The sequence below is a fragment of the Halomonas sabkhae genome, assembly GCF_030409265.1.
In the GTDB taxonomy this organism is placed as follows: Bacteria; Pseudomonadota; Gammaproteobacteria; order Pseudomonadales; family Halomonadaceae; genus Halomonas; species Halomonas halmophila.
On record NZ_JAUFPM010000017.1, the window covers coordinates 280,349 to 304,243 of the forward strand.

The 23,895-nt window shown below is 64.7% G+C and carries 25 protein-coding genes; 13 read left to right on the forward strand and 12 right to left on the reverse strand.

Annotated features, from left to right (window positions below; genetic code table 11):
* Nucleotides 1-174: 174 nt before the first annotated feature.
* From QWY79_RS12080 to QWY79_RS12090, 3 genes are all read right to left on the reverse strand, one after another.
* Nucleotides 175-1,122, reverse strand: a complete 948-nt coding sequence (locus QWY79_RS12080) for a lysophospholipid acyltransferase family protein (RefSeq protein WP_290273049.1) — start codon at nt 1,120-1,122, stop codon at nt 175-177.
* 3 nt (nt 1,123-1,125) lie between these two features.
* On the reverse strand, nt 1,126-1,503 hold the full coding sequence (locus tag QWY79_RS12085) for a DUF4870 family protein (RefSeq protein WP_290273051.1): 378 nt from the start codon (nt 1,501-1,503) through the stop codon (nt 1,126-1,128).
* An 87-nt stretch (nt 1,504-1,590) separates the two neighbouring features.
* Complete coding sequence (locus tag QWY79_RS12090; protein WP_290273053.1) at nt 1,591-1,971, reverse strand: VOC family protein; 381 nt, start codon at nt 1,969-1,971, stop codon at nt 1,591-1,593.
* 39 nt (nt 1,972-2,010) lie between these two features.
* On the opposite strand from QWY79_RS12090, the gene QWY79_RS12095 reads away from it, so the two are divergent.
* The 6 genes from QWY79_RS12095 to QWY79_RS12120 all read left to right on the forward strand — a co-directional run bounded on the left by QWY79_RS12095 (nt 2,011) and on the right by QWY79_RS12120 (nt 8,583).
* Entirely contained in the window at nt 2,011-2,649 is a 639-nt protein-coding gene (locus tag QWY79_RS12095; RefSeq protein ID WP_290273054.1) for a class I SAM-dependent methyltransferase, read from the forward strand.
* 158 nt (nt 2,650-2,807) lie between these two features.
* A complete protein-coding gene (locus QWY79_RS12100) occupies nt 2,808-4,187 on the forward strand; it encodes an MFS transporter (protein ID WP_290273056.1) in 1,380 nt (459 codons plus the stop codon).
* A 66-nt stretch (nt 4,188-4,253) separates the two neighbouring features.
* The gene (locus tag QWY79_RS12105) at nt 4,254-6,038 is read left to right on the forward strand and encodes an acyl-CoA dehydrogenase (protein ID WP_290273058.1); all 1,785 of its coding nucleotides are present in this window, start codon (nt 4,254-4,256) and stop codon (nt 6,036-6,038) included.
* Between the two features lie 117 nt (nt 6,039-6,155).
* On the forward strand, nt 6,156-6,929 hold the full coding sequence (locus QWY79_RS12110) for an enoyl-CoA hydratase-related protein (RefSeq protein WP_290273060.1): 774 nt from the start codon (nt 6,156-6,158) through the stop codon (nt 6,927-6,929).
* Nucleotides 6,930-6,971: 42 nt separating this feature from the next.
* Complete coding sequence (locus QWY79_RS12115) at nt 6,972-7,667, forward strand: aspartate/glutamate racemase family protein (RefSeq protein WP_290273062.1); 696 nt, start codon at nt 6,972-6,974, stop codon at nt 7,665-7,667.
* A gap of 58 nt (nt 7,668-7,725) precedes the next feature.
* Entirely contained in the window at nt 7,726-8,583 is an 858-nt protein-coding gene (locus QWY79_RS12120; RefSeq protein WP_290273064.1) for an MOSC domain-containing protein, read from the forward strand.
* Between the two features lie 7 nt (nt 8,584-8,590).
* On the opposite strand, the gene QWY79_RS12125 is transcribed toward QWY79_RS12120, so the two are convergent.
* A complete protein-coding gene (locus tag QWY79_RS12125) occupies nt 8,591-9,256 on the reverse strand; it encodes a 2OG-Fe(II) oxygenase (protein ID WP_290273066.1) in 666 nt (221 codons plus the stop codon).
* On the reverse strand, nt 9,253-9,873 hold the full coding sequence (locus tag QWY79_RS12130; protein WP_290273068.1) for a CoA pyrophosphatase: 621 nt from the start codon (nt 9,871-9,873) through the stop codon (nt 9,253-9,255). Before QWY79_RS12130 ends, QWY79_RS12125 begins: the two co-directional genes overlap by 4 nt.
* 94 nt (nt 9,874-9,967) lie before the next feature.
* Between QWY79_RS12130 and QWY79_RS12135 the strand changes: the two genes are divergently transcribed.
* The gene (locus QWY79_RS12135) at nt 9,968-10,528 is read left to right on the forward strand and encodes an NUDIX hydrolase (RefSeq protein WP_290273070.1); all 561 of its coding nucleotides are present in this window, start codon (nt 9,968-9,970) and stop codon (nt 10,526-10,528) included.
* 18 nt (nt 10,529-10,546) lie between these two features.
* Here the strand turns inward: QWY79_RS12135 and QWY79_RS12140 are convergent, their stop codons facing one another.
* Nucleotides 10,547-10,858 carry a YqfO family protein gene (locus QWY79_RS12140; protein ID WP_141317673.1) on the reverse strand — a complete coding sequence of 104 codons (312 nt, stop codon included), beginning with the start codon at nt 10,856-10,858 and terminating at the stop codon, nt 10,547-10,549.
* A 109-nt stretch (nt 10,859-10,967) separates the two neighbouring features.
* Between QWY79_RS12140 and QWY79_RS12145 the strand changes: the two genes are divergently transcribed.
* Complete coding sequence (locus QWY79_RS12145) at nt 10,968-11,813, forward strand: fructosamine kinase family protein (RefSeq protein ID WP_290273073.1); 846 nt, start codon at nt 10,968-10,970, stop codon at nt 11,811-11,813.
* 41 nt (nt 11,814-11,854) lie between these two features.
* On the opposite strand, the gene QWY79_RS12150 is transcribed toward QWY79_RS12145, so the two are convergent.
* A complete protein-coding gene (locus tag QWY79_RS12150) occupies nt 11,855-12,778 on the reverse strand; it encodes an alpha/beta fold hydrolase (RefSeq protein WP_290273075.1) in 924 nt (307 codons plus the stop codon).
* 176 nt (nt 12,779-12,954) lie between these two features.
* Between QWY79_RS12150 and QWY79_RS12155 the strand changes: the two genes are divergently transcribed.
* The 4 genes from QWY79_RS12155 to QWY79_RS12170 all read left to right on the forward strand — a co-directional run bounded on the left by QWY79_RS12155 (nt 12,955) and on the right by QWY79_RS12170 (nt 19,955).
* Entirely contained in the window at nt 12,955-14,415 is a 1,461-nt protein-coding gene (locus tag QWY79_RS12155) for a TolC family outer membrane protein (RefSeq protein WP_435389789.1), read from the forward strand.
* Nucleotides 14,416-14,521: 106 nt separating this feature from the next.
* Nucleotides 14,522-15,799 carry an efflux RND transporter periplasmic adaptor subunit gene (locus tag QWY79_RS12160; protein ID WP_290273079.1) on the forward strand — a complete coding sequence of 426 codons (1,278 nt, stop codon included), beginning with the start codon at nt 14,522-14,524 and terminating at the stop codon, nt 15,797-15,799.
* A complete protein-coding gene (locus QWY79_RS12165; protein WP_290273081.1) occupies nt 15,796-18,981 on the forward strand; it encodes an efflux RND transporter permease subunit in 3,186 nt (1,061 codons plus the stop codon). The genes QWY79_RS12160 and QWY79_RS12165 overlap by 4 nt, the downstream gene beginning before the upstream one ends.
* Before the next feature lie 269 nt (nt 18,982-19,250).
* On the forward strand, nt 19,251-19,955 hold the full coding sequence (locus QWY79_RS12170) for a hypothetical protein (protein WP_290273083.1): 705 nt from the start codon (nt 19,251-19,253) through the stop codon (nt 19,953-19,955).
* On the opposite strand, the gene QWY79_RS12175 is transcribed toward QWY79_RS12170, so the two are convergent.
* On the reverse strand, nt 19,947-20,567 hold the full coding sequence (locus tag QWY79_RS12175) for a TetR family transcriptional regulator (protein WP_290273085.1): 621 nt from the start codon (nt 20,565-20,567) through the stop codon (nt 19,947-19,949). The two genes, QWY79_RS12170 and QWY79_RS12175, sit on opposite strands and share 9 nt — an antisense overlap.
* Before the next feature lie 153 nt (nt 20,568-20,720).
* Between QWY79_RS12175 and QWY79_RS12180 the strand changes: the two genes are divergently transcribed.
* Nucleotides 20,721-21,752, forward strand: a complete 1,032-nt coding sequence (locus QWY79_RS12180) for a succinylglutamate desuccinylase/aspartoacylase family protein (RefSeq protein ID WP_141317681.1) — start codon at nt 20,721-20,723, stop codon at nt 21,750-21,752.
* A gap of 9 nt (nt 21,753-21,761) precedes the next feature.
* Here the strand turns inward: QWY79_RS12180 and dusA are convergent, their stop codons facing one another.
* From dusA to QWY79_RS12200, 4 genes are all read right to left on the reverse strand, one after another.
* The gene (gene dusA / locus QWY79_RS12185; RefSeq protein WP_290273087.1) at nt 21,762-22,775 is read right to left on the reverse strand and encodes a tRNA dihydrouridine(20/20a) synthase DusA; all 1,014 of its coding nucleotides are present in this window, start codon (nt 22,773-22,775) and stop codon (nt 21,762-21,764) included.
* 281 nt (nt 22,776-23,056) lie between these two features.
* Nucleotides 23,057-23,227 carry a hypothetical protein gene (locus tag QWY79_RS12190; protein ID WP_290273090.1) on the reverse strand — a complete coding sequence of 57 codons (171 nt, stop codon included), beginning with the start codon at nt 23,225-23,227 and terminating at the stop codon, nt 23,057-23,059.
* A gap of 37 nt (nt 23,228-23,264) precedes the next feature.
* Nucleotides 23,265-23,468, reverse strand: a complete 204-nt coding sequence (locus tag QWY79_RS12195) for a hypothetical protein (protein ID WP_290273091.1) — start codon at nt 23,466-23,468, stop codon at nt 23,265-23,267.
* 40 nt (nt 23,469-23,508) lie between these two features.
* A complete protein-coding gene (locus QWY79_RS12200) occupies nt 23,509-23,724 on the reverse strand; it encodes a hypothetical protein (RefSeq protein ID WP_290273093.1) in 216 nt (71 codons plus the stop codon).
* Between the last annotated feature and the right edge of the window lie 171 nt (nt 23,725-23,895).

The window sequence follows — 23,895 nt, forward strand, 5'->3', positions numbered from 1 at the left end:
TTGCGGCTCTACACTGTGTCGGGTCCTGCATCACGCCGACCATGGCGCGCCTGTCGGGCCAAGATCGGTCTTGATGTGCAGGAATGACCGTGAGGATCCAATATTTCGTCACCTTTGTCGACAATATCGCACAAAGGTTCCATTTCCAGGCAGCGTTTCCTGGAGGGTGTTTGCTTAGCGATACAGGCGGAACTGTCGCCACTCCGGCAACTGCTGTTCCTCTTCCGGGGTCTTGCGATAGCGCTTGTATTCCCATTGGTACTGTGCCGGGTCCAGCGCAATGGCTGCCTCGACACTGGCATTGACGCCGGCGGCCGAGCGGCTTTCGTCGCTGTCCTGAACCCGCTCGTCGGCGGCCAGGAAGTGGATGGCGAAACCGCGACCGGGCAGGCGTCGCGCTACCCCGGTCACCACCCTGGCATCGGTACGCGCCACCAGCTTGGGCAGCAGGGTGGCGGTATAGGCCTGTCGACCGAAGAAGGGTGCAAAGACGCCGCTGCCCCAGTCGGGCTCCTGGTCGGGCAGGATCCCCACCGCCTCGCTGCGCTTCAGCGCCTTGAGCAGGGCCGCCACGCCGCGAGGATTGGTGGGCACCAGGCTGGCGCCCTGACGCTCGCGTCCCTGGCGGATGATGGGGTCGAGGGCGGCCAGCTTGGGGGGCTCGTACATGGCGGTGAAGGGAAAGTGGCTGGACAGCCAGAAATTGAGGACTTCCCAGTTGCCGAAGTGCGGAGCCAGCACGATGACGCCTCGCCCTTGCCGACGTGCCTCGTCCAGCAGCTCGCGGCCGTGCACCTCCTGAATCGAGGCGGCGACCCGCTCCGGCGCGCCGCGCCAGGCGAAGCCCAGTTCGAGCATGGTCGCGCTGGAATGGGTCAGGCTATCCCGGGACAGCCGCTGGTACGCTGACTGACTCAGGTCGGGATAGGCCTGGGCGAGGTTGATGCGGGTAACCCGGCGTTCGCGCTTGCTCAGGCGCTCCACCAAGGGCCCCGTCAGGCGGGCCAGGCGCCACAGTGACGCGGGGCGCCAGCCGGACAGGCCCTGCCACAGCGTGGCGATGGCACGGCTCTGCCAGTCGTGACGGGGGGCCGAGTCGTGGGACGGTCTTGGGTCAGCCATGCATCACACCAGCCAGGTATCCACGTTGTCCGGCTGACGTTCCTCCTGGAGTCCCTTGAAGCCCTTGACGCAACGAATGACCAGCCAGATGACGGCCAGCAGCCAGGTCAGAAAGCCGATCAGGATGAAGGTCAGCAGGCCCGAAACGGCGAAATACACCAGGCCCATCCAGAAGGTGCGGATCTGATAACGGTAATGTTCGTCGAGCCATTGCGGCCCCTGGCCGCGATAGACATAGGCCATGACCACGCCGACCAGCGCGGTCAGCCCGCCGGTGACGATGCCCGCCAGCAGCAGCGCATAGATCACCATGGTGATGGTGGTGTCGGGCTTGGGGGAATCTTCAATGACCGTGGGGTCCTGAGCACTGTTGTCGTTCATGCGTCATCCTTGAAGGGGAGTGAATGTAAAAATGTTGCACCATGATACCTGCCAGCTCCAGTGATGCCAGTCGCGTCACCCGGGCCTTCAGCGTACCGGTCGGCAGATTTCCAGCAGGTTGCCATCCGGGTCGCGCAGGTAGAGGGACTCGATCTCGCCGGTGGCGCCCTGGCGCGTGACGGGCCCCAGCTCGATGTCCACCGACAGGGCATGCAGGTGATGCTGGACTTCCTCCAGCGGCAGGCGACTGCGCAGGCAGAGGTCGAGGCTGCCGGGGGTCGGGGTGGCCGCCCGCGGCTCGATATCGGTGGCGGTCCAGTGCAGGCGCAGTGCCATGTTGCCTAGCATCAGGTCGACGCGCTCCTGGTCCCGATAGCGCACATCGAGTCCCAGGACGCGCGTGTAGAAGTCCACGGCTCGCGAAATGTCGGTCACGGTGATGACCAGGTGGTCCAGACCTGACAGCATGAAAGTCTCCTTGAGTGTTGTCCCTGACCAGAGAATACGATGATGCAGACGTGTCCGCTATGCGCTTCTCCCGATACCAGCGGCTATCATCGTGATAAACAACGCGATTATCTGGTCTGTGGACAATGTTCGCTGGTGTTCGTGCCGGCATGGCAACACCTTTCGGCGGCCGAGGAGAAGGCCGTCTATGACCTCCATGACAATCATGGCGCGGATTCCGGGTATCGGCGCTTTCTCGACCGGCTGTGCACGCCGCTGCGGAAACGCCTGCCGGCGCCGGCACGGGGGCTGGATTTCGGCTGCGGGCCGGGGCCGACCCTGTCGCTGATGCTCGAGGAAGCGGGGCATCGAATGACGCTCTATGACCCCTTCTATGCCCCGGACGATGCGGTCTGGCAGTGTCAGTACGATGTCATCACGGCCACGGAAGTCTTCGAACACCTCGCGCAGCCGGGCGCCGAGATCGAACGCCTGGTCGCGCATCTCCATGCCGGTGGCTGGCTGGGGGTGATGACCAAGCGGGTGCGCTCCCGAGAGGCCTTTGCCACCTGGCATTATATCCGCGACCCGACCCATGTGGCCTTCTTCGCCGATGCCACCTTCGAATGGCTCGGGCAACGCTTCGGCCTCAACGTCGAGCTGGTCGATGCCGATGTGGTGCTGATGCAGAAGCCTTGATCGAGTGTCCGCCGGTTATCTCGCGGGCGGGCATCGCGAGGTGAGCGAAATCGATTGGCCGCGGCGAGCGGCAGGCGTATATTGCTTCGCGCTTGAACTCGGCACCCCGGGTTTGTGGTTGCCGCTCTCTTCCTGTTGGCTTGCCTCGAGAACCTCACATGTCACGGCAATTACTGCTCATGGCGCTGGCCCCTCTGCTGGGGCTGTTCATTCTGGCGATCGGCAATGGGGCACTGGTCACCCTGACCACGCTGCGCCTGGATTCCGCCGGTTATTCCCCACAGGTCATCGGCTGGGTGTCCTCGGCCTATTTCCTGGGCCTGGCGCTGGGTGCGCTGCTCAATGATCGCCTGTTGCTGGCGATCGGACACATTCGAGCCTATGGCAGCTTCGCCTCGCTGGTGGCCGTGACCGTGCTGCTGCAGGGCCTGCTGGTCGAGGCCTGGGCCTGGTTCGTGCTGCGCCTGGTTGCCGGCTGGGCCACGGTCGGGGTCTTTCTGGTCATCGAGAACTGGTTGCTGGCGGTCGGTGAGCCGCGCGTGCGAGGCCGGTTGCTGGCGCTCTACGTGATCGCCGTCTATGCCGCCGGCGTCGTCGGCCAGCTGATGCTCGGCGCGACCCTGGCGCTGGGCGAGCTGGCGCCCTTCATGATCATCGGCATGCTGGCGTCGCTGTCGGTGCTGCCGATGGCGATGATCCCGCGCGTCACCCCGTTGCTCGAAAAGGCCGAGCCGCTGTCGCCGGCGCGCCTGATGCGCCTGACGCCGACCGGCGTGATGGGCAGCTTCGGCTCCGGTCTGGCGGTCGCCGCGGTCTATACCCTGCTGCCCCTGTACCTGCAGCGCGTGGGGCATGATGTCGAGCGGGTCGGGCAGTTCATGGCGGTGATGGTGTTGGGCGCCATGCTGCTGCAGTATCCGGTCGGGCGCTGGTCGGATCGCCATGACCGTCAGCTGGTACTGATCCTGCTGGGGGCTTGCTGTGCGCTGATCGCCGGTGTCGTGCTGCTGGTGCCGTTGACATCCTGGGGCCTGGCAGCGGCCCTGTTCTTGCTGGGAGGCGGGATCTTCACGCTCTATCCGGTGTCGGTGGGGCATGCCGCCGACCGGGCCCCGGCCGGCGCCCTGGTGCGCATGAGCCAGGGCTTGCTGTTGATCAATGCCATCGGCTCGACCCTCAGCCCGCCGGTCATCACGCCGGTCATGTCGGTGCTGGGCGATGACGGCCTGTTCTGGTGCCTGGGCGTGCTGGGGCTGAGCCTGGTGGCCTTTTTCAGCTGGCGTCGTCGTGTGCGGCCGGCGCCTCTGCCGGTGGCGCCATTCTCGCCGGCCACACCGCTCAGCGCGGTGGGCGCCGAACTCTTGGTCACCGATGAGTGGGTGCAGGGCGCGCGCGAGCACGAGCATGTGGAGGACCTGTCGCGGGCGGTGGCCGACGTCGCGGTGGCCGAGCCGCTGGTCGGGCCGCCACCACGCCATGAGGCGCACATTGTCTATTTCGATGAGCCGCCGACGGCCCCGACGCCCGGTGCGACCTAGGCCTAATGGTCGCGAGGCCGTCGTGACCCTAAGCTCGGGGCACCACCTATCCGCCAAGGAGTCTGCATGACGCCCTATACGCCGCCACTGCGTGACCATCGATTCATGCTGCAAGAGGTGCTGGAGCACCAGGTGTTGTCGCTACCCGGCTTCGAGGAAGTCGACGCCGACCTGGTCGAGTCCGTGCTCGAGGAAGCCGGGCGCCTGGCAAGCGATGTCTGGGCGCCGCTCAATGCCCCGGGCGACCACCAGGGTTGTCGGCGGGATGCGGATGGCAGGGTGAGCGTGCCTGAGGGGTTCGCCGAGGCGTATCGGGCCTATGCCGAGGGTGGCTGGAACGGCATCGGTGTCGACCCGGCCCATGACGGCCAGGGCCTGCCCGAGGTCGTGGCCAGCGCCGTCCAGGAGATGCTGCATGGCGCCAACATGGCCCTGGCGCTGTGCCCGATGCTGACCGCCGGCGCCATCGAGGCGCTGATCCAGCATGGCGATGACGCGCTGTGTGCCCGCTACCTCCCGCCCCTGGTCGAGGGCCGCTGGACCGGCACCATGAACCTGACCGAACCCCAGGCCGGCTCGGACCTGTCACAGGTGCGTACCCGTGCCGTACCGGGGGATGTGGCAGGCGAGTATCGGCTCACCGGCCAGAAGATCTATATCACCTGGGGCGAGCACGAGCTGGCCGAGAATATCCTCCATCTGGTGCTGGCGCGTCTGCCCGACGCGCCCCGGGGCAACAAGGGCATTTCGCTGTTTCTGGTCCCTCGACGGCTGGTCGACGAGCAGGGCAACCCCGGCGAGCTCAATGATGTCACCTGTACCGGGCTGGAGCACAAGATGGGCATCCATGGTTCACCGACCTGTTCGCTCAGCTTCGGCGACCACGGCGGTGCCATCGGCTATCTGGTGGGCGAGCCGGGACGTGGCCTGAACCAGATGTTCACCATGATGAATGCGGCACGCCACAAGGTCGGCATCCAGGGCATCGGCGTGGCCGAGCGGGCCTGCCAGCAAGCGTTGGCGCATGCCGCGGAGCGTCGTCAGGGGCGCCGCGGCAGCCAGGAGTGCGCGATTGCCGAGCATTTCGAGGTCAGACGCATGCTGCTATCGATGCGTGCGCGCACCGAGGCCCTGCGCGCGCTGGCGCTGAGCTGTGCCAGCGACATGGATCAGGCGCGGCACGCCGCAGATGCCGAGCAGCGTCGCGCGGCCCAGGCGCGGGTCGATGTGTTGATTCCGGTGGTCAAGGCCTTCTCCACCGACCAGGCCGTGGATATTGCCTCGCTGGGCATTCAGGTGCATGGCGGCATGGGCTACATCGAGGAGACCGGGGCGGCGCAGCTGTGGCGTGATGTGCGCATCGCGGCCATCTATGAGGGCACCAATGGCATCCAGGCGCTGGATCTGGCCGGGCGCAAGCTGTCGCGTGATGATGGCGCGGCCCTGGCGTCGTTGATCGATGAGGTGGACGCCACGGCCGCGGCGCTGGTGGCCCATGACCGGCTCTCGGCCCTCGGCGAGAGTCTGGCGGCCGGTGCCCAGGACCTGCGGGCGGCGATGCGGGTCGCCCTCGATGCCGGGCGTGATACCGCCCACGGTGAGGATGCGATCCAGGCCCTGGCGACTCCCTTCCTGACGCTGGCGGGGCATGTGCTGTGTGGCTGGCAGATGGGGCAGGCCGCCCTGGTGGCCGATGCCGCCCTGCAGGGCGGCAGCCGGGATGCCTTCTATTCCGCCAAGCTGGCGGCGGCGGATTTTGCCCTGCGACACTGGCTGCCCCTGGGGCGGGCACAGCGTGCGGTGATCGATGCCGGTATGGAGGCTCTGAGGCCGGATCCCGTCGCCCGCTGAGTGCCTGCCGGCAGTAGATACGCAGCGATTGCCGTCCGATCGAGCGTTCGCTAGGGTAGGCATTACGGCTTTCCATCAGGCCCCTCACGGCGGCCTCTCACAACCCGAGGAAGCAGCATGAGCGACACTCTGATCGACGTCCGGGACCATGACGGTATCGTGCGTCTGACCCTCACTCGCCCCCAGGCTCTCAATGCCTTGAACAGTGACTTGATCGACGAACTGGAACGGGTTCTGGTGGATCTCGAGTCCCGATCTCACCTGCGGGCGGTGCTGATCACCGGGGCGGGTGACAAGGCCTTCGTGGCCGGGGCGGACATCACCGAGATGCGCGACAAGACGCCCCAGCAGGCGCGCGATTTCGCCGCCAGGGCACAGGCCACCATCAAGCGGCTGGAGTCGCTGCCGGTGCCGGTGGTCGCACTGGTCAACGGTTTCTGCCTGGGCGGTGGCTGTGAACTGGCGCTGGCCTGTGACTGGGCGGTGGCCAGTGACAATGCCGTGTTCGGCCAGCCGGAGGTGCAGCTGGGTGTGATTCCCGGCTTCGGCGGTACCCAACGGCTGCCGCGGCGGGTCGGTCCGGCCATGGCGATCGACCTGGTGACCACCGGCCGCAAGATCGATGCCGCGGAAGCCCTGCGCATCGGCCTGGTCAATCGCGTCATGACCCAGAGCGAGCTCGAGGATTATGTCGAGGAACTGACGCGCCAGTTGGGCGGCAATGGTCCCCAGGCGGTACGCAGTGCCAAGCAGGCCGTTCACGAGGGCATGGACCAGGATCAGGACACGGCCCTGGCGCTCGAAAACAGCCTGTTCGCGCTGTGCTTTGCCGGTGACGAGCAGAGCGAGGGCATGACGGCCTTCGTCGAAAAGCGCAAGCCGTCGTTCTGATATCCGCCAGCCTCTTACCAGGGGCCATCATGGGCAGTCATCATGCAGACCATTGGCGTGCTGGGTGGCATGAGCTGGGAGTCCACCGAGAGCTATTATCGGGCCCTCAATCAGGGCGTTAAGGCCTCGTTGGGCGGCTTTCACTCGGCGAAGATCGTCATGGTCAGCGTCGACTTCGCCGAGATCGAAGCGCTCCAGCGCCAGGGTGACTGGCCCGCCATGGGACAGCTGCTGGCCGAACAGGCACAGCGCGTGCAGGCGGCCGGCGCCGATCTGCTGCTGCTCGCCACCAATACCATGCACAAGGTCGCCCCGCAGATCGAAGAGGCCATCGATATCCCGCTGCTGCATATCGCCGATACCACCGGCGAACGGCTGGTGGCCGATGGCCGGCGACGGGTCGGCCTGCTGGGCACACGCTTCACCATGGAAGAAGCCTTCTACACGGAGCGCCTCACCGAGCGCTTCGGCATCGAGACAGTGGTGCCGGATGAGGGGCAACGCCAGCGTGTGCACGACATCATCTTCGACGAATTGTGTCAGGGGCGCATCGACGCCGGGTCCAGAACCGAATACCTGAATATCATCGGCGCGCTGCGCCGTCAGGGCGTCGAGGCCGTGATCCTGGGCTGCACCGAGATCGCTCTGCTGGTCAGCCAGGTGGACACCGTGATGCCGCTCTACGATACGACGGCCCTGCATGCCGGCAGTGCCGTGGCCCGAGCCCTGGAGGCCTGAGCGCCGCTGGCAGGCCGCTTTCGAGATTCCCCGGAACGCGTCACCGCAAGGAGGCAAGGTGCAGATCACTCAACTCAATATTTACCCGGTCAAGTCCCTGCGGGGCATTGCCCTGGATCAGGCCGTCCTGACCGAGCGAGGCCTGGCCTTCGATCGGCAGTGGATGGTCGTCGACGACGACAACCGCTTCGTGACCCAGCGCGAAATCGCCGCCATGGCCCAGGTACGTGTGCGCCTCACACCGGATGCCCTGATACTGGAGCATGATGCCGTCGAGGAGCCGCTGTCGGTGGCCCTCGAGCCCGAGGCGTCGGCGCCGCGACTCGAGGTGCGTATCTTCAAGGATCAGTGTGAGGCCATCGATGAAGGCCCCGAGGCGGCGCGCTGGCTGACCCGGGTGCTGGGTCCGCTCGGCAGCAGTGGACTGCGCCTGGTGCGCTTCCCGGATGAGGCCAGACGCGCCATCGAGCCCGACTATCTGCGCGGAGAAAAGGCCCATACCGGCTTCGCCGATGGCTATGCCGTACTGGTCACGTCCGACGCCTCGCTGAGTGCTCTGAATGCCCGGCTGGCCGAGAAGGGCGAAGGGCCCGTGCCCATGAGTCGCTTTCGTCCCAACATCGTGGTCGCCGGCGGCACGGCCTTCGACGAACGCGAGTGGGATGATATCCAGCTGCAGGCAAGCGGTGTTCGACTGGGCCTGCGCAAGCCCTGCAAGCGCTGCAAGATCATCACCCAGGATCAGCAGAGCGGTGAGGCGCCGTCACCCAAGGAGCCCCTGAAGACGCTCGCCGAGATGGATACGCAGCCCGGCTGGAAGGGGGCCTTTTTTGGTCAGAATGCTATCCCGCTGGCCGGTGTGGATGCTGCCCTGCGGGTCGGCGATGTGCTGTCCGTGACGCGCCGCGACCCCTGACCCCGAATCAGCGTGCCGGGTCCACCAGGCCACCCAGGGAAGCGTTGCGACGGAACCAGCCGGCGATGCTGGCGCGTGGCCGGTGCGTGGGCAGGACTTCGTGGGGAATCGTCTCGGCCATGAAGCATACCAGGGTGCCGGCTTCCGGCAGGACGCGGGCCACTTCGCGGTCATCATCGGGCGAGTAGATCACCATCTCGCCGCCGCCATCCGCCGGCCAGTCGGGCGTCAGGTAGCCGACGGTGGAGACGATGCGGTTGGCGCGCCCCTGAAAGCTGTCCAGGTGACGCCGATAGAAGCTGCCCGGTGGATAGCGGGCCAAATGCGCCTCGTACTCGAATAGGCCCAGAAACAGCGCCTGATTCAGGGCTTGCTGCAGCTCTGCCATGGTCTCCAGATAGCGCCGTTGTGCCTGACTCTCGCGGTCCAGCCAGTAGATGGCGTCGCCGCGGATATCGCGGCGCAGATGATGCTGGTCGCCGCGTCCGATCCCGGCGGCCACCAGCGCATCACGCCGGGTCTTGTCGTCGAGTTCGGCGAGCAGCGATTGGCACAGGGCATCCGGTAGAAAATCGCGGCCGACATACCAGCCCCGTTCGACCAGGCTGTCGATCAAATCGTCCACGCGCTCCTGGGCGATCGGCGGCTGACTGGGGGAGCGTGGCTGTGTCATGCAATGGGTTCTCGGCGCAGCGGATGGTGGCGCAGCGGTCCCGCCGGTCGCTGGAAGAGGTTGATCGGCATGGCGAAACCATTGGCCAGCAGGTCGACCAGCATCATCGAGGACAGCCCCCAGATGGTGTGCTCGCCCTGGCGGTAGCTGGGCACATAATGATCACGCCCGTCGACATGGATGACATCGGTATGGGTCCGGCGATCATCGAGGAAGTGTTGCAGCGGCACCTCGAAGATGGCATCCAGCTCGGCGGGGTCCGCGGCCAGCGGCAGGTCGGGCGGAATGGCTCCCACATAGGGGGTGACCAGGATGCCATGCAGCGAAATGACGTCCGATAGTCGGCCCAGAATCTCGACCCGGTCACTGGCCAGGCCGATCTCCTCACGGGACTCGCGCAGCGCGGTGGCCAGCAGGTCGGTATCCTGGGGTTCACGCTTGCCGCCGGGAAAGGCGACCTGGCCGCTGTGGGTGGCGAGATGGGCGGCGCGGCGCGTGAACAGCAGTGTCGGTTGTGCGCGAGTCACCAGCGGAATCAGCACGGCGGCCTGCGGCAGGTCGAGTCCCAGCCGTCGGGGAGCCTGTGCTTGCAGGCGCTCGCGAAGTTTCTCTAACATGGGTTATCCGTCGAGTTTGACCCCTTTTACCCAGCCGTCGAGGGCGGCGTCAAGTTCGGGCCGACGCCTCGCGAACGGCTCGTCAGGGAGGACCATGAATTTTTGTAGCCATTGTGGCCAGCCGGTCCGCTTCGCGGTACCTGAAGGCGATGACCGACCGCGCTATCTGTGCGATGCCTGTGGCAGTATTCATTATCAGAATCCACGCATCATTGCCGGCACTCTGCCGGTGCGTGGTTCGCAGATCCTCCTGTGTCGACGTGCCATCGCGCCCCGCAAGGGCTACTGGACCCTGCCGGCCGGCTTCATGGAGAACGCCGAGACCACCCAGCAGGCGGCCGCCCGGGAAACGCAGGAGGAGGCCTGTGCGGACGTGTCCCTGCAGGGACTCTATACCCTCATCAACCTGCCGCACATCAACCAGGTCTACATGATCTTCCTGGCCGATCTCGCGGGCGGCTTCGCTGCCGGGGCGGAAAGCCTCGAGGTGGCGCTGTTCGAGGAGCACGAGGTCCCCTGGGATGAACTGGCCTTTCCGACGATCGAGCGGACGCTCCGCCACTTCTATACGGATCGCCACGCGGACCAGGGGTTTCCGCTGCACCTGAGCGATATCACCCCCGAGGATCGCGAGCGTTACTTCGGCTCGGCATGACCGCCGGGGCGCGGGCGCCTAGATCGCTTCCAGGCGCCACACATCGAAGGCGGGCTCCTCGTAGGGGTGAGCCTGACGCAGCGCCGCCACGGCATCATGAATCAGGGCATCGTCACACACCAGCTCGACCTTGAGTTCGCTGACGGTCTCCAGGTCGCCGACCCGTCCGATGTGCGGGTCGGCACCGGACAGTGGCCGGAACTGTCCACTACCGGGTGTCTCGAAGCAGCAGGCCTCGTAGTCGCCGATGCGCCCGGCGCCGGTGGCGAATACCGCTTCCTTGACCCCTTCGGCATCCTCCCGGGGGACAAAAAACGCCAGCTTGTACATGGCAGCTTCACCTCTCGTGTGTCGTGGATTCGATGGCTGGCTCTGATTGTCGGATGTCGCAGTGGCGGCTGTCATCCCGTTTTCCAACCAGACGCCAAGGAGTGAGATCATGGAAACCCCGATACGCGAGATGCTGGCATCCCTGGCGCTGGTGCCGCGAGGCGAGCCGCGCCCGCTGGGCGGTGGCGACAGCGCCTCGGTGGCCTGGCTGGATACCCAGCAGGGACCGGTGATCATCAAGCGCGATGATGCCGAACGTCTGACCGGCGAGGCCGATGGGCTGCGGGCGCTGCGCGAGTCGGCGACCCGGCTGGTGGTGCCCGAGGTGCTCGGTGAAGGCGAGGGCTGGCTGATCATGGAGGCGCTGGAGCAGGCAGGTGCCGGGCAGCGTGACGAGGCCGCCCTGGGGGAGGGGCTGCGCGACCTGCATGCGTCGAGCGGTGCCGCCCATGGCTGGCATCGCGACAATGCCTGCGGCTTGACGCCCCAGCCCAACCAACCGCTGACGGACGGGCGTGCCTTTCAGCGTGAGCGACGCCTGCTGCCGCTGGCGCAGGCCTGTCATGACAGGGGACTGCTGGATGGCAAGCTGAGGGCACGACTGGAAGGCGTGGCTCGCGATCTGGACACCTGGTTGCCGCCGTCGCCGCCCAGCCTGGTGCATGGCGACCTGTGGTCGGGCAATGTGCTCTTTACCGCGCGCGGCCCGGCGATCATCGACCCGGCGGTCTATCGGCATTACCCCGAGGTCGATCTGGCCATGCTGACCCTGTTCGGCGCCCCCGGCGCGGCCTTCTTCAGCGCCTACTGGGATGGCCGCGAGCCGGACGACTGGCCGCGCCGCGAAGCGCTTTTCCAGCTCTACCCGCTGCTCAACCATCTGCTGCTGTTCGGTGGCGCCTATCGCCGCGGTGTGGAACGGGCGCTGGTTCGCGTGGAGCAGCCAGCATCCTAGTTCTCGGTACCGGACATTTCCCGCAGGGCGTCTGCCGCCTGTCAACGCGATGATCGGCCGAAGCGCAGCCAGCGTTTCCACCAGGGCAGACGCTTGCGGAAGCGGTAGGGCGGTGCGTCGATTTCCTCGGCGGGGCGCGTCAGGAATGCCCGGATCGGGTCGACCTGACTCGGCCGGTCGAGCATGGGCGCATGGCCGGCTTCCGGGACTTCGAGACTGACCAGGTCGGGGCGAAGCCGGCGCATCTTGTCTATACTCTCGGCGCCGAGCAGTGTCGATGACGCACCGCGCACCACAATCACCGGGCAGCGCAGCGATTCCCAGACCTGCCACATGTCGCGGGGGGTATCGTGGATGAATTGCTCACCGATGCGCGGATCATAGTGGTGGGTCCAGCTGCCGTCGGGGAGCCGGCGTGCGCTGTTGAGCGCCAGTCGCCGCCAGGCGCTGTCATCCTCGATACCGAAGGCGGCGTAATGCTCGCGCAGTTCGGCCTCCAGTTCACTGAAGCGGGTGAAACGATGTGGCACGGCAAAGTAGGCACCCAGCGCCGCCAGCCCCGAGGCGTCGAGCTCGGGGCCGACGTCATTGAGCACCAGGCGTTCGATGCGCCCCGCCGTGGTGGCATTGGCTGCCAGCAGCATGCCCAGCAGCCCGCCCATGGAGGTTCCCACCCAGTCGACCCGTTCGAGTTCGAAATGATCGAGCAGCGCCTCGGCAATGGTCATGTAATGCGCGTAAAGATAATCGTGGGCCGGGTACAGCGACCAGCTGGAGAGCCCGCGTCCCGGGGTGTCGGGCGCGAGAATCCGCCACTCGGGGCCGAGTTGTCGGGCCAGATCCTCAAAGTCGCCACCGTGGCGGGCCAGGCCGTGCCAGGCGACGATGGTCCGGGAAGCCTGCGGATTCCATATGCGCACGGCGATTTCGAGTTCGCGTACCTTGAACAGTGTCAGTGCATCCATGAGGTGGTGTCCTGGTCGGAGTGGGCTATGCTGCATGGCAGCATAGACGATTCGACGCATGCCGACGTCGAAACGCAAAAATTTCACTGGGCCAGTCCGCTCAACGATGGACTCAGGCCGGAAACATGCGACAATGTATGTATATCACGTCCACGAATCGACAAAGGATCTTGCCGATGATGCCTTCTCGTCCCGTGAAGCTGGCGAGCCGCGCTGCTCGTCCGGCGCGTAGGACTCTTCTGTCAATGGTAGTTGCCTCCTTGATGGCCAGCCCGGCTTATGCCACCGACCTGCTGACCATCACGCGGGATGCACTGGAAAACAATGCCGATCTCGCCGCCGCGCGCGCCGACACCCGTAGTGTGGAGGCGGGCCGCGATGTCCAGCAGGGCGACCTGCTGCCCCAGGTGAATGCCTCCGGCGAGGTGGCGCACAACGAGCAGTTCGCGAGCCAGTCGGCCACTCGAGGTGGCGAGGCCGGCGGTGGCGGGGATGACCGCTACAACAGCGCCAGCCTGTCACTCAATGCGACCCAGGCGCTCTTCGATGCCGTCAACAGCGCCGAGGTTGAACAGGCCGAGCGTCAGATCGATCAGCAGACCTACCAGCTGGCGGCCACCGAGCAGCAGGTGCTGATCGATGTGGCAACCGCCTATTTCGACATCCTGCGGGCGCACGAGATTCTCGAGGCGCGTCGTGCTCAGGAACGCGCCATCGGGCGCCAGCTCGAACAGGCCCGCGAGCAGTTCGACGTCGGCCTGATCGCGGTGACCGAAGTCGAGGAGGCGCAGGCCAGCTATGACCAGTCGCGAGCCGAGCGCATTGCCGCGGAGAGTGACCTTCAGGTCGCCTTCGAGGCACTGGAGCGGTTGACCGGTCAGCGTTATGACAGCATCGAGTCGCTGGGTGACAGCATGTCGGTGACACCGCCGCAGCCGGCCGAACGTGATGCCTGGGTCGAGCGGGCCCTGGACAACAATCCTCAGGTGCTGGCTCAGCAGGCCGGCGTCGAGGTCGCGCGCAGCGGCGTGGATGTCGCCCAGGCCCAGCGGCTGCCGGTGGTCGAGGCATTTGCCAATTATCAGTATGCCGACAGTGACAACGACACGCTCGAGGGCGAGGATTCCTCCGCCCAGGTCGGGGTCAATGTCAGCATGCCGTTGTATACCGGTGGGCGCACCAGTGCCTCGATCCGCCAGGGCACCTTTGATCTCGAATCCAGTCAGTACGACTTCGAGGCACAGCGCCGCAACACCGTGCAGCAGGTGCGTTCGCTGTTCACCCAGGTCAGCAACAATGTGGCGACCGTGGAGGCCCGCTCGCAGGCCATCGTCTCCAACCGTAGCGCCCTGGAAGCCACACGCGCGGGTTACGAGGTCGGCACGCGCAACATCGTCGATGTGCTCAATGCCGAACAGAGCCTCTATGACGCCATCGCCAATCACGCCGAAGCCCGCTATGACTATGTCATCAACCTGCTCACCCTCAGGCAGCAGTCGGGCACGCTCGATGTCGACGCCATCGAGGAGGTCGATGGCTGGCTGGATGCCAACCAGAGTGTCACCTTCACGCTGCCGGAAGAAGGGCAATATGAGCAGGCACTGGACATCGGGGAACCTCCGCAGCCGGAGACGTGATACTGAACCTGAAACGTGACATACAGACGTGGATGTATGTTTTACATCCACGCTTGTATGTGTATAGTCTTGTCGACTTTCGAAGTGCTCAACGGGATAGCTAGGCATGAAAACGATGATTCACAGGGCCCGAGGTGGACTCTTGGCGCTTGCCTCGGGCCTGTTGCTGGCGGCCTGCGGTCAGGACGAAGGTGGTGGTCAGCAACAGCAGGCCGCCTCCGGTGAGGCGCCGCCACGCCCCATGCCGGTCATGGAAATGGCCAGGCAGGACATTCCTCTGGACAAGTCCTACCCTTCCAAGCTGCGCAGTGACGAAGAGGTCACGCTGGTGGCCCGTGTCACCGGCTTCCTCGAGGAACGCAAGTTCGAGCCCGGCGAGATGGTCGAGAAGGGCGACAGCCTGTATGCCATCGAACCGGATCTGTATCAGGCGACCGTGGAACAGCGCAAGGCCGATCTGGAAAGCGCCAAGGCGGAACTGGCGCGTGCGCAGAGCGATGCCCGGCGCTATGAACAACTGCTCAGCCAGAACTCGGTGAGTCGCCAACAGTATGATCAGGCACTTGCCGACCGCAATGTAGCGCGAGCCAGCGTGGCCCAGGCCGAGGCGGCGCTGAGCAGCGCCCAGCTCGACCTGAGCTATGCCGACGTGACCGCGCCGGTGAGTGGCCAGATCGGTCTCAGTGAAGTCAATGTGGGCAATCTGGTCAACTCCGGCACCGAGCTGGCCACCATCACCCCGCTGGACCCGCTGGAAGTGCGCTTCCAGATGCCCCAGGCCGATGCCAGTGCCCTGCGTCGGCAGCTGGCGGATCAACCGGCCGAGGAAATCGGCGCCAGCCTTCAGTTACCCGGTAGTGGCGGCACTCTGGAGGGGCAGCTGGAATTCCTCGGTTCGCGCGTCAATGAAGGCACCGGCACGGTGCAGGCCGAGGCCAGCTTCGCCAACCCCGATGGCCAGGTGCTGCCGGGTCAGTTCGCCCGGGTGAGCCTGGAAGGGCTCAAGCGCTTCGACGTGCTGGCGGTACCTGAAATCGCCGCCACCCAGGGCCTGATGGGGCCCCAGGTGTTTGTGCTCGATGACCAGGATGTGGCGCGCTCGCGCACCGTCCAGCTGGGCGAGCTCGCCGGCCCCTGGCAGATCATCCAGGATGGGATCCAGCCCGGTGATCGCGTGGTGGTCGGCGATCCGGCCGGCCTGCAACCGGGAACGGCCATCGACCCCCAGCCCTTCGACGGTGACGCCGAAGCCCTGATGGCGAAGCAGGGGCAATCACAAGCTGGCGCTCAGGGGCAGTCGGCTGAAGGTGGTGCAGCCTCTGGTGGGGACCAGGCGGCATCCGGAGAGCAAGGTTCTGCGCCGGCTGAAGAGGGTGCTGAATGAGTTTCTCCAACTTCTTCATCAAGCGACCGATCTTCTCGACGGTACTCGCGATCATCCTGACGATCGTCGGGCTGATGAGCATGCGAGTGCTGCCCATCGAGCAGTATCCGAGCGTGGTGCCGCCGACGGTGTCGGTCCAGGCCAGCTACCCGGGTGCCGATGCCGAGACCGTGTCCCAGACGGTGGCGGCTCCGTTGGCGGAAGCCATCAACGGGGTCGAAGACATGCTGTACATGACGTCGACCAGCTCCAGCCAGGGGTCGATGTCGCTCAATGTGTCCTTTGCCATCGGTTCCGATGGTGATATCAACACCATCAACGTCAACAACCGGGTGCAGGGCGCACTGTCCCAGTTACCCGAGGCGGTGCAGAGCCAGGGCGTACAGGTGGAGCTGAGCTCCAGCTCGATCCTCATGCTGGTGTCGTTGATCTCGCCGGACGGGGACTACGGCAAGGTCTACATGCAGAACTATGCCACCCTCAACATCCTGGATGAGCTGCGCCAGGTGAAGGGTGTGGGGTCCGCCGAGGTACTGGGCGGGGGCGAGTTCGCCATGCGGGTCTGGATGGACCCGGACAAACTGGCCGAATATGACCTGACACCGGCCGAGGTGTCGAGCGCGATCCGCTCCCAGAACACCGAGGTGCCGGCGGGCAGCCTGGCCGCCACGCCCCAGGAGGATCCGCGCGCCTATACCTATACGGTGACCGCCGGCGGGCGACTGACCAGTCCGGAGGACTTCCGTGACATCTTCCTGCGCACCAACCCGGACGGCTCGTCATTGCGTCTCGGGGATGTGGCACGGGTCGAACTCGGGGCATCCTTCTATGGGGTCGACGCCAAGCTGAATGGCGGCACCATGACGCCCATCATGATCAATCAGCAGCCCGGGGCCAATGCGCTGGAGACGGCGAGCGCGGTCGAGGCGGTCATGGATGACATGTCCGAGCGGTTCCCGCCGGGACTCGAGTATGTCACCCCCTATGACACCACTCAGTTCATCAGCGCCTCGGTCGAGACGGTCTTTCATACCTTCATCGAAGCCTTCCTGATCGTCGCCGTCATTCTGTTCATCTTCCTGCAGAACTGGCGTTTCACGGTCATCGCCATGTCGGTGGTACCGGTCTCGGTGCTGGCGACCTTTGCCGGCTTCTACATGTTCGGCTTTTCCATCAACCTCCTGACCCTGTTCGCCATGGTGTTGTCGATAGGTATCGTGGTCGATGATGCCATTCTGGTGGTGGAGAACGTCGAGCGGGTGCTCAGCGAGGATGAGGACATCACCGTCATGCAGGCCACGGTGAGGGCCATGAAGGAGGTCGGTGGCCCCGTTATCGCCACTTCCCTGATCATGGCGGCGGTCTTCGTGCCGGTGGCCTTCCTGGGTGGTTTCAGTGGCCAGATCTATCAGCAGTTCGCCCTGACGGTGGCGGTCTCGGTCGCCTTCTCGGCACTCATGGCACTGACCTTCACGCCGGCGTTATCGGCGATCTTCATCAAGCATGATCTGCACCGCCGGGAATCGGCGTTCCTGCGGGCAGTGCGCACCCCCTTGCGCCTGTTCGATCGTCTGTTTGCCGGGATCACCGCCGTCTACATGTGGGGCGTCAAGGCATTGGTGCGCTTCTGGGGCCTGGCGATCGTGCTGACGGTCCTGGTCGGCGCCGGCTCCTGGTGGATGTACCAGAGCACACCCTCGACGCTGGTGCCGGCCACGGACCAGGGGATCGTGCTGGCCTCGGTGCAGCTGCCCGATGCGGCTTCGCTGGAGCGTACCCAGGACTACATGGCCAAGCTCAGTGATGCCATCGAGGGCGTCGAGTCGGTCAAGTACTCCACCGCGGTGGCGGGCTACGACATGCTGACCAGCTCGGTGAACACGGCGCGCGGCATCATCTTCGTCAACATGGAGCCCTGGAGCGAGCGTGACATGGGCGTCGATGAACTGATCGGCAAGATCATGCAGTTCGGTGCCCAGATTCCCGGTGGCTCGGCTCGGGCCTTCAACATGCCGCCCATCGTCGGGCTCTCGACCACGGGCGGCTTTACCGGCTATCTGCAGTCCTATGAAGGGGCCTCCCCCGAGGAAATGTCCCAGGCGTCCATGAAACTCATGGGGGCCGCTGCCAAGCACCCGGCTTTGAATCAGGTCTTCACCACCTACAGCGCCAATGTGCCGTCCTATGAGGTCGAGCTCGATCGCCAGAAGGCGCTGAGCTATGGCGTGTCCATGGACGCCCTGAATTCGACCCTGGGCACGACGCTGGGCAATGGCTTCGTCAATTACTTCAGCTATCAGGGACGCAACTTCCAGGTCTACCTGCAGAACGAGGATGAGTTCCGCAAGACGCCGGATGCCATCAACAACATCTATGTGCGTGGCGGCGACGGAGAACGTATCCCGATTTCCGAGTTCGCTTCCATCGAGCGTCAGACAGCGCCTTCGGTGGTCACGCGCTTCGGTGTCTATACCGGGGCCCAGTTCCAGGGTGGGCCTGCGCCGGGCTACAGTTCCGGACAGGCCATCGAGGCCATGGAACAGCTGGTTCAGGAAGAGCTCGGCGATGGCTGGGGCATGGGCTGGACCGGTACGGCCTACCAGGAGAGTCAGGCGGGCAGTGCCGCCACACTGGCCATCGTCTTCGGCATGCTGATGGTCTTTCTGATACTGGCGGCCCAGTACGAGAGCTGGTCATTGCCGCTGGCGGTTCTGACGGCCACGCCCTTTGCCTTCCTGGGCGGTATTGGCGGCATCATGCTGCGCGGGCTCGACACCAGTGTCTATGTGCAGATCGGCATGCTGGTGGTCGTCGGCCTGGCGGCCAAGAATGCCATCCTGATCGTCGAGTTTGCCGAGTTGCAGCGTCGCGAACAGGGCAAGTCGATTCGCGAGGCGGCGATCACGGCGGCCGAGCTTCGCTTCCGCCCGATCGTCATGACCTCACTGGCGTTCATCTTCGGTACCCTGCCGCTGGCCCTGGCGACCGGCGCCAGTGCCACCAGCAGCCATCACATCGGTACCACGGTGGCGGTGGGCATGGCGTCGGTGGCCATTCTCGGCAGCCTGTTCGTGCCCAGCTTCTACGCCATGATCGCGGCCATTACCGACTGGCTGAAGCGCAAGACCGGCAAGGCGGATACCGGGAATAGTGAGGCAGCCGTGCAGCAGGACGCACGCTGATCTGACATTTCCCCGATCCGTGGCATACGGGCATCGCACCTTCGGGGCGGTGCCCGTTTTTTATTGAGGGAGCGGCGATAGTGCAGCGCCTGGTCTCTACAACGAAAGAGGGGGGATGGTCACGGCCATGCATGGTCTATCCTGAAAGAAAATAAAGTTTTGCCGGCTAATTAACCGGGCAGTGCCTTCGGGCCGATGTCGGGACGACGCGCGGCGTTGCCCTGCACTCGACCGATAACCCAGGTCACTCGACCACAGGAGGACGCGCCATGAACACCGTGATGGAGCTGGCTCTAAGCTTTCCGCTGATTGTCTTCACGTTACTGCTGGGCTTGCTTGCGCTGTACTGGCTGTTGGTGATGCTGCGCCTGGCGCCCACCGAGCTCTTCGAACGCGATAGCCTCAAGGAGGATCATCTGGCCAGCACCATGGTCACGCTGGGCTTCGCCGGTGTTCCGGTCTCCATGGCCCTGAGCGTACTGACCATCCTCGCCGGGCTGGTCACGCTGGCCATCGAATGGCTGCTGTTGAGCAGGCTCTCGCTGGGACTCTTCCGCGTGCCGGCCGGGGTCGCCGTGCTATGGGCGGCGTTTGCCCTGGCATCGCCGCTGTCGGCAGCGCTGTGTCGGCGCCTGCATGGCAGATTGCACCGCCATCCGACGCTTTCGCGCCGCTGCCTGCTGGGCGAGACGGTACGCGTGGTCGACGTCACCGAGGACCAGGGCGCTACCGCGGTGCTGGAGGATGACGAGCATCGTCAGGTGGTGCTGCAGGGCAAGTCGGGCAATCAGCCTCGTCCGGGCGAGCGGCGAGTGCTGGTCAAGTATCTCGGCGATGCCGGTGCCTACCGGTCGGTGCTGGAGCAGGATTACATGGATGCCCGTACGCGGCTGGTGAAGCTGCGCCTCGTGGGCAATGAGGGAAGCTCCAGCAGCGAACCCCGGAGCCGCAACGGCTCGTCGACCTCAGCTTGAGGGGGTGTCGCGGCTGAACAGGCGGAGCTGAGTTTCCACCAGCTCCGTGCCGCGCTGCTGAAGGGAAAAGGCTTCGGTGTTGCGCAGCCAGTCGTGGTAGAGGCCGCTTAGGGTCGCCTGCAGCAGGCGGGTGGCCACGGCCGAGTCCAGGTCCTCGCGCAGCAGGCCCTGTGCCTGGGCCTCGTCCAGATAGATCTGCAGTGCGCCCAGGCACTCGTTGGCCATTTCGGCCTGGATCGCCTGGGGGTCAATGTCGGTGGAAAATTCGCAGCGGTGCAGCAGGGTGGCATGAACGCGACGATGCTGCGGTTGCTCGAGCCGATGAAAACCCTGCTGGCATCCCAGGCGAATGGCTTCCAGTGGCGAGGCTTCGTCGGGCACATTTTCGGCCACGAGCTCCTCGAAAGGCATCCGCACCCGGTCGAGCACTGCGCGAAACAGGTCGGCCTTGTTGCGAAAATGCCAATACACTGCACCACGCGTCATGCCGGCATGGCGGGCAATCTGCTCGAGCGAGGTACAGGCAACGCCTTTTTCGAAGAAGACGGCTTCGGCGGCATCCAGCAGCGCCACGCGTGTGGCTTCGGCTTCGGCCTTGGTACGTCGGGCCATGGGCAAGTTCGACTCTTGATGGTGCTTGACTCCATTCTACCCGAGGCGGAGGGTTTTTACATTCGTTGGTGTATGGTTATTTCCGGTCCTCGTCTTGTCGTGCTGCGCAGTGTATAAGAAGGGCTTGTCTTGTGGCTGCAACAGGGAAGGATAATGGCTCGAGCGCCTTTTGAGCTGGCCGATGTGCGTGTCGCACCCGGAACCCGACAACAGATCGATGTTCCCGTGGCCAAGCTGTATACCCATGCTCCCTTGTACATCCCGGTGGAGGTCGTGCATGGACGACAGCCCGGACCGGTGATGCTGGTGTGCGGCGGCATCCATGGCGATGAGATCAATGGCGTCGAGATCGTGCGACGCCTGCTGCGTTCCCGGCAGTTGTCGCGCTTGAAGGGAACCCTGATTGCCGTGCCCATCGTCAATGTATTCGGCTTCGTGCAGCATACCCGCTATCTGCCCGATCGGCGGGACCTCAATCGCTGCTTTCCGGGCAGTGAATCGGGGTCGCTGGGTGGGCGAGTGGCGGCGCTGTTCCGCGAGCAGATCGTCGATCAGGCCACCCATATCATCGACCTGCATACCGGCGCCATTCATCGCACCAACCTGCCGCAGATTCGTGCCCAGTTGGCGACCAGCGAGGAGACGGAGCGCATGGCCAATGCCTTCGGTGCCCCCGTCATCCTCAACGCCGAACTGCGCGAGGGTAGCCTGCGCCATTATGCGCAGAATCGTGGTACGCCGGTGCTGACCTATGAAGCCGGGGAGGCGTTGCGTTTCGATGAGTGGGCCATCACGCCCGGAGTGCGGGGTGTGCTGAGGGTCATGCGGCGTCTGGGTATGCTGAGCTCAGGCAGTCGGCGTCGCGAACCGCCGGCGGCGGAGGTGGCCAACGGCTCGAGCTGGGCGAGGGCGCCCATCGACGGCATTCTGCGGCCCCAGGTCCGGCTGGGGGCGCGAGTGGCCAGGGGGCAACAGCTGGGGCGCGTCGCCGACCCCTTCGGCAATGCCGAAGGCGAGGTGCTGTCGATGGCAGACGGCATCGTGATCGGCATGGGTCGGTTGCCGCTGGTCAATGAGGGCGAGGCACTGTTCCATATCGCCCGTTTCGACGAGATCGATGAAGCCGAAAGTGCCATCGAGACCTTCCAGTCCAGCCTGGAGCCGCCGCCGGATTCGCTGTATTGACGTTCCGGCTCAGCCCGCCATGGCGGGCTGGGTCTCGGGTACCAGGCCGAGGGCATCGTCGACCACCGCCAGGCCGGCACCATCGCGGTGTGCATTCTCGGAGAGGTGACGGCGGAAGCGCCGCCCGCCGGGGCAGCCCTGGAACAGCCCCAGCAGGTGGCGGGTCAGGTGATTGAGCCTGGCACCTTCCTCGAGTCGCCTGGCGATGTAGGGGCGCAGGGCGCGTGCTGCCTCGTGGCGGCTCGAGGCCGGGTCGCTCTGCCCATACAGGCGTGAATCCACCGAGGACAGCAGCCAGGGGTTCTGGTAGGCCTCGCGGCCGACCATGACGCTATCCACATCGTCCAGTTGCGTGCGGCATTCCGCCAGGTCTTTGATGCCGCCATTGATGCCGATGTGCAGCGACGGGTACTGGGCTTTCAGGCGATGCACCCGCGGGTAATTGAGCGGGGGCACATCCCGGTTTTCCTTGGGTGACAGGCCCTCCAGCCAGGCCTTGCGGGCATGCACGATGAAGGTCTGGCAGCCGGCCTCCGCCACCTGTTCGACGAAGCGCGCCAGGTCGGCATCCTCGTCCTGGTCATCGATACCGATACGACACTTGACGGTGACCGGAATCGAGACCTGAGCCTGCATGGCCTTGACCGCCGCGGCCACCTTGTCCGGATGCGCCATCAGGCAGGCGCCGATCAGGTTGTTCTGCACCCGGTCGCTGGGACAGCCGACATTGAGGTTGACCTCGTCATACCCCCAGCTTTCGGCGATGGCCGCACACTCGGCCAGCGCCCCCGCATCACTGCCACCGAGCTGCAGCGCCAGCGGATGCTCGACCGGGTCATGGCCCAGGAAGCGTTCGCGGGGCGAGCCATACAGGATGGCGCCCGTGGTCACCATCTCGGTGTAGAGCAGCGCACACCGTGTCAGGGTACGGGCGAAGGCACGGTAATCGCGTGTCGTCCAATCCATCATGGGTGCTACTGAGAACGTCCTATCCAGCGCAGGGCGCGCAGTGTCAGTATTCATGCCGGTTGTGGCTGTTGCCATATCAATCATGACTGTTCATGTTTACAGTGGTTTTGCCTCGTTTTTCGCCATGTGTTGGTACAATTTTGGCACACGGCGTGTTGGCAATTTTGTACATCAAAGAGGTTCGCGTGGCGACGATCAGGAAGCGTCGGCGAAAGGCCGGCAGTTTCTCATATCTGGCCCAGATCCGCATCGCCCGCCGTGTGCAACCAGACCATTCGGAAACCAGGACGTTCCCTCGCAAAACAATGGCCAAAGAGTGGGCCAAACATCGCAGGCTAGAGCTGAAAAGCCCAGGCGGCGTACTGTCGGCGAAGTGGAAGGGGGGCCTGTGAAATGCCATCGAGCGTTACCTCATGAATTCGGCCAGGGTCCAGGCCCTGCTGCTCGCGGATGGCATCGAGCACGGCCGTCATCTCCGGGTCGAGCTCCATGGGTTGTTCAGGCATGGGAAACCTCGAATGCACGGTGGATGTGGTGCTGGGTTTAGCCAGCGCTGGCGGCGATAGTGTCGGTTAGCGCGGTGAGGTCGACGCCCAATACCTCCTGGGCCTCCTTCATCATCATCTGGCGCATCACCTCGGCCTTGGGCACGCCCAGGTAGTTGGCCAGCGCGGTGATGACGTCGGCCTCGTACTGATCGAGGTAAACGGTGGACTTGGTGCGAACGCGTTTCGGGTCCTGGTACATGTCGGAGTTCCTTATGCGGCAATACAGGACGGTGGAGAAATCAGGACCGAGCGGCCTGCTCGGTCTCGGCTTCGTACTGCTCAAGGCCCTTGATCAGCAGCATTCGGGCGGTGCTGGAGAGCGAGCGCATGTCCAGCTCGGCGATGGCTCCCATCTTCCTGCGTTCAAGGGGATTGATCTGGACTATTACCTTTGCGGTACAGCCGCGCGGAAAGCGCGATACCACAGGGCGAGGGCTGTTGTCGTCAGTGCTCATCGGGTAGGCTTCTCTAAGGTTGTCTAAAACTACGTTTCAGAAAATGGAGCCCATGCCAAGGGAAGATAATACCGAATGGTGTCTATTGGCGATCGGTTGCGGGAAGAGAGGGAGCGTCTGGGTCTAAGTCAGACACAGTTCGGTGACCTCGCTTCAGTTACCAAAAAAACT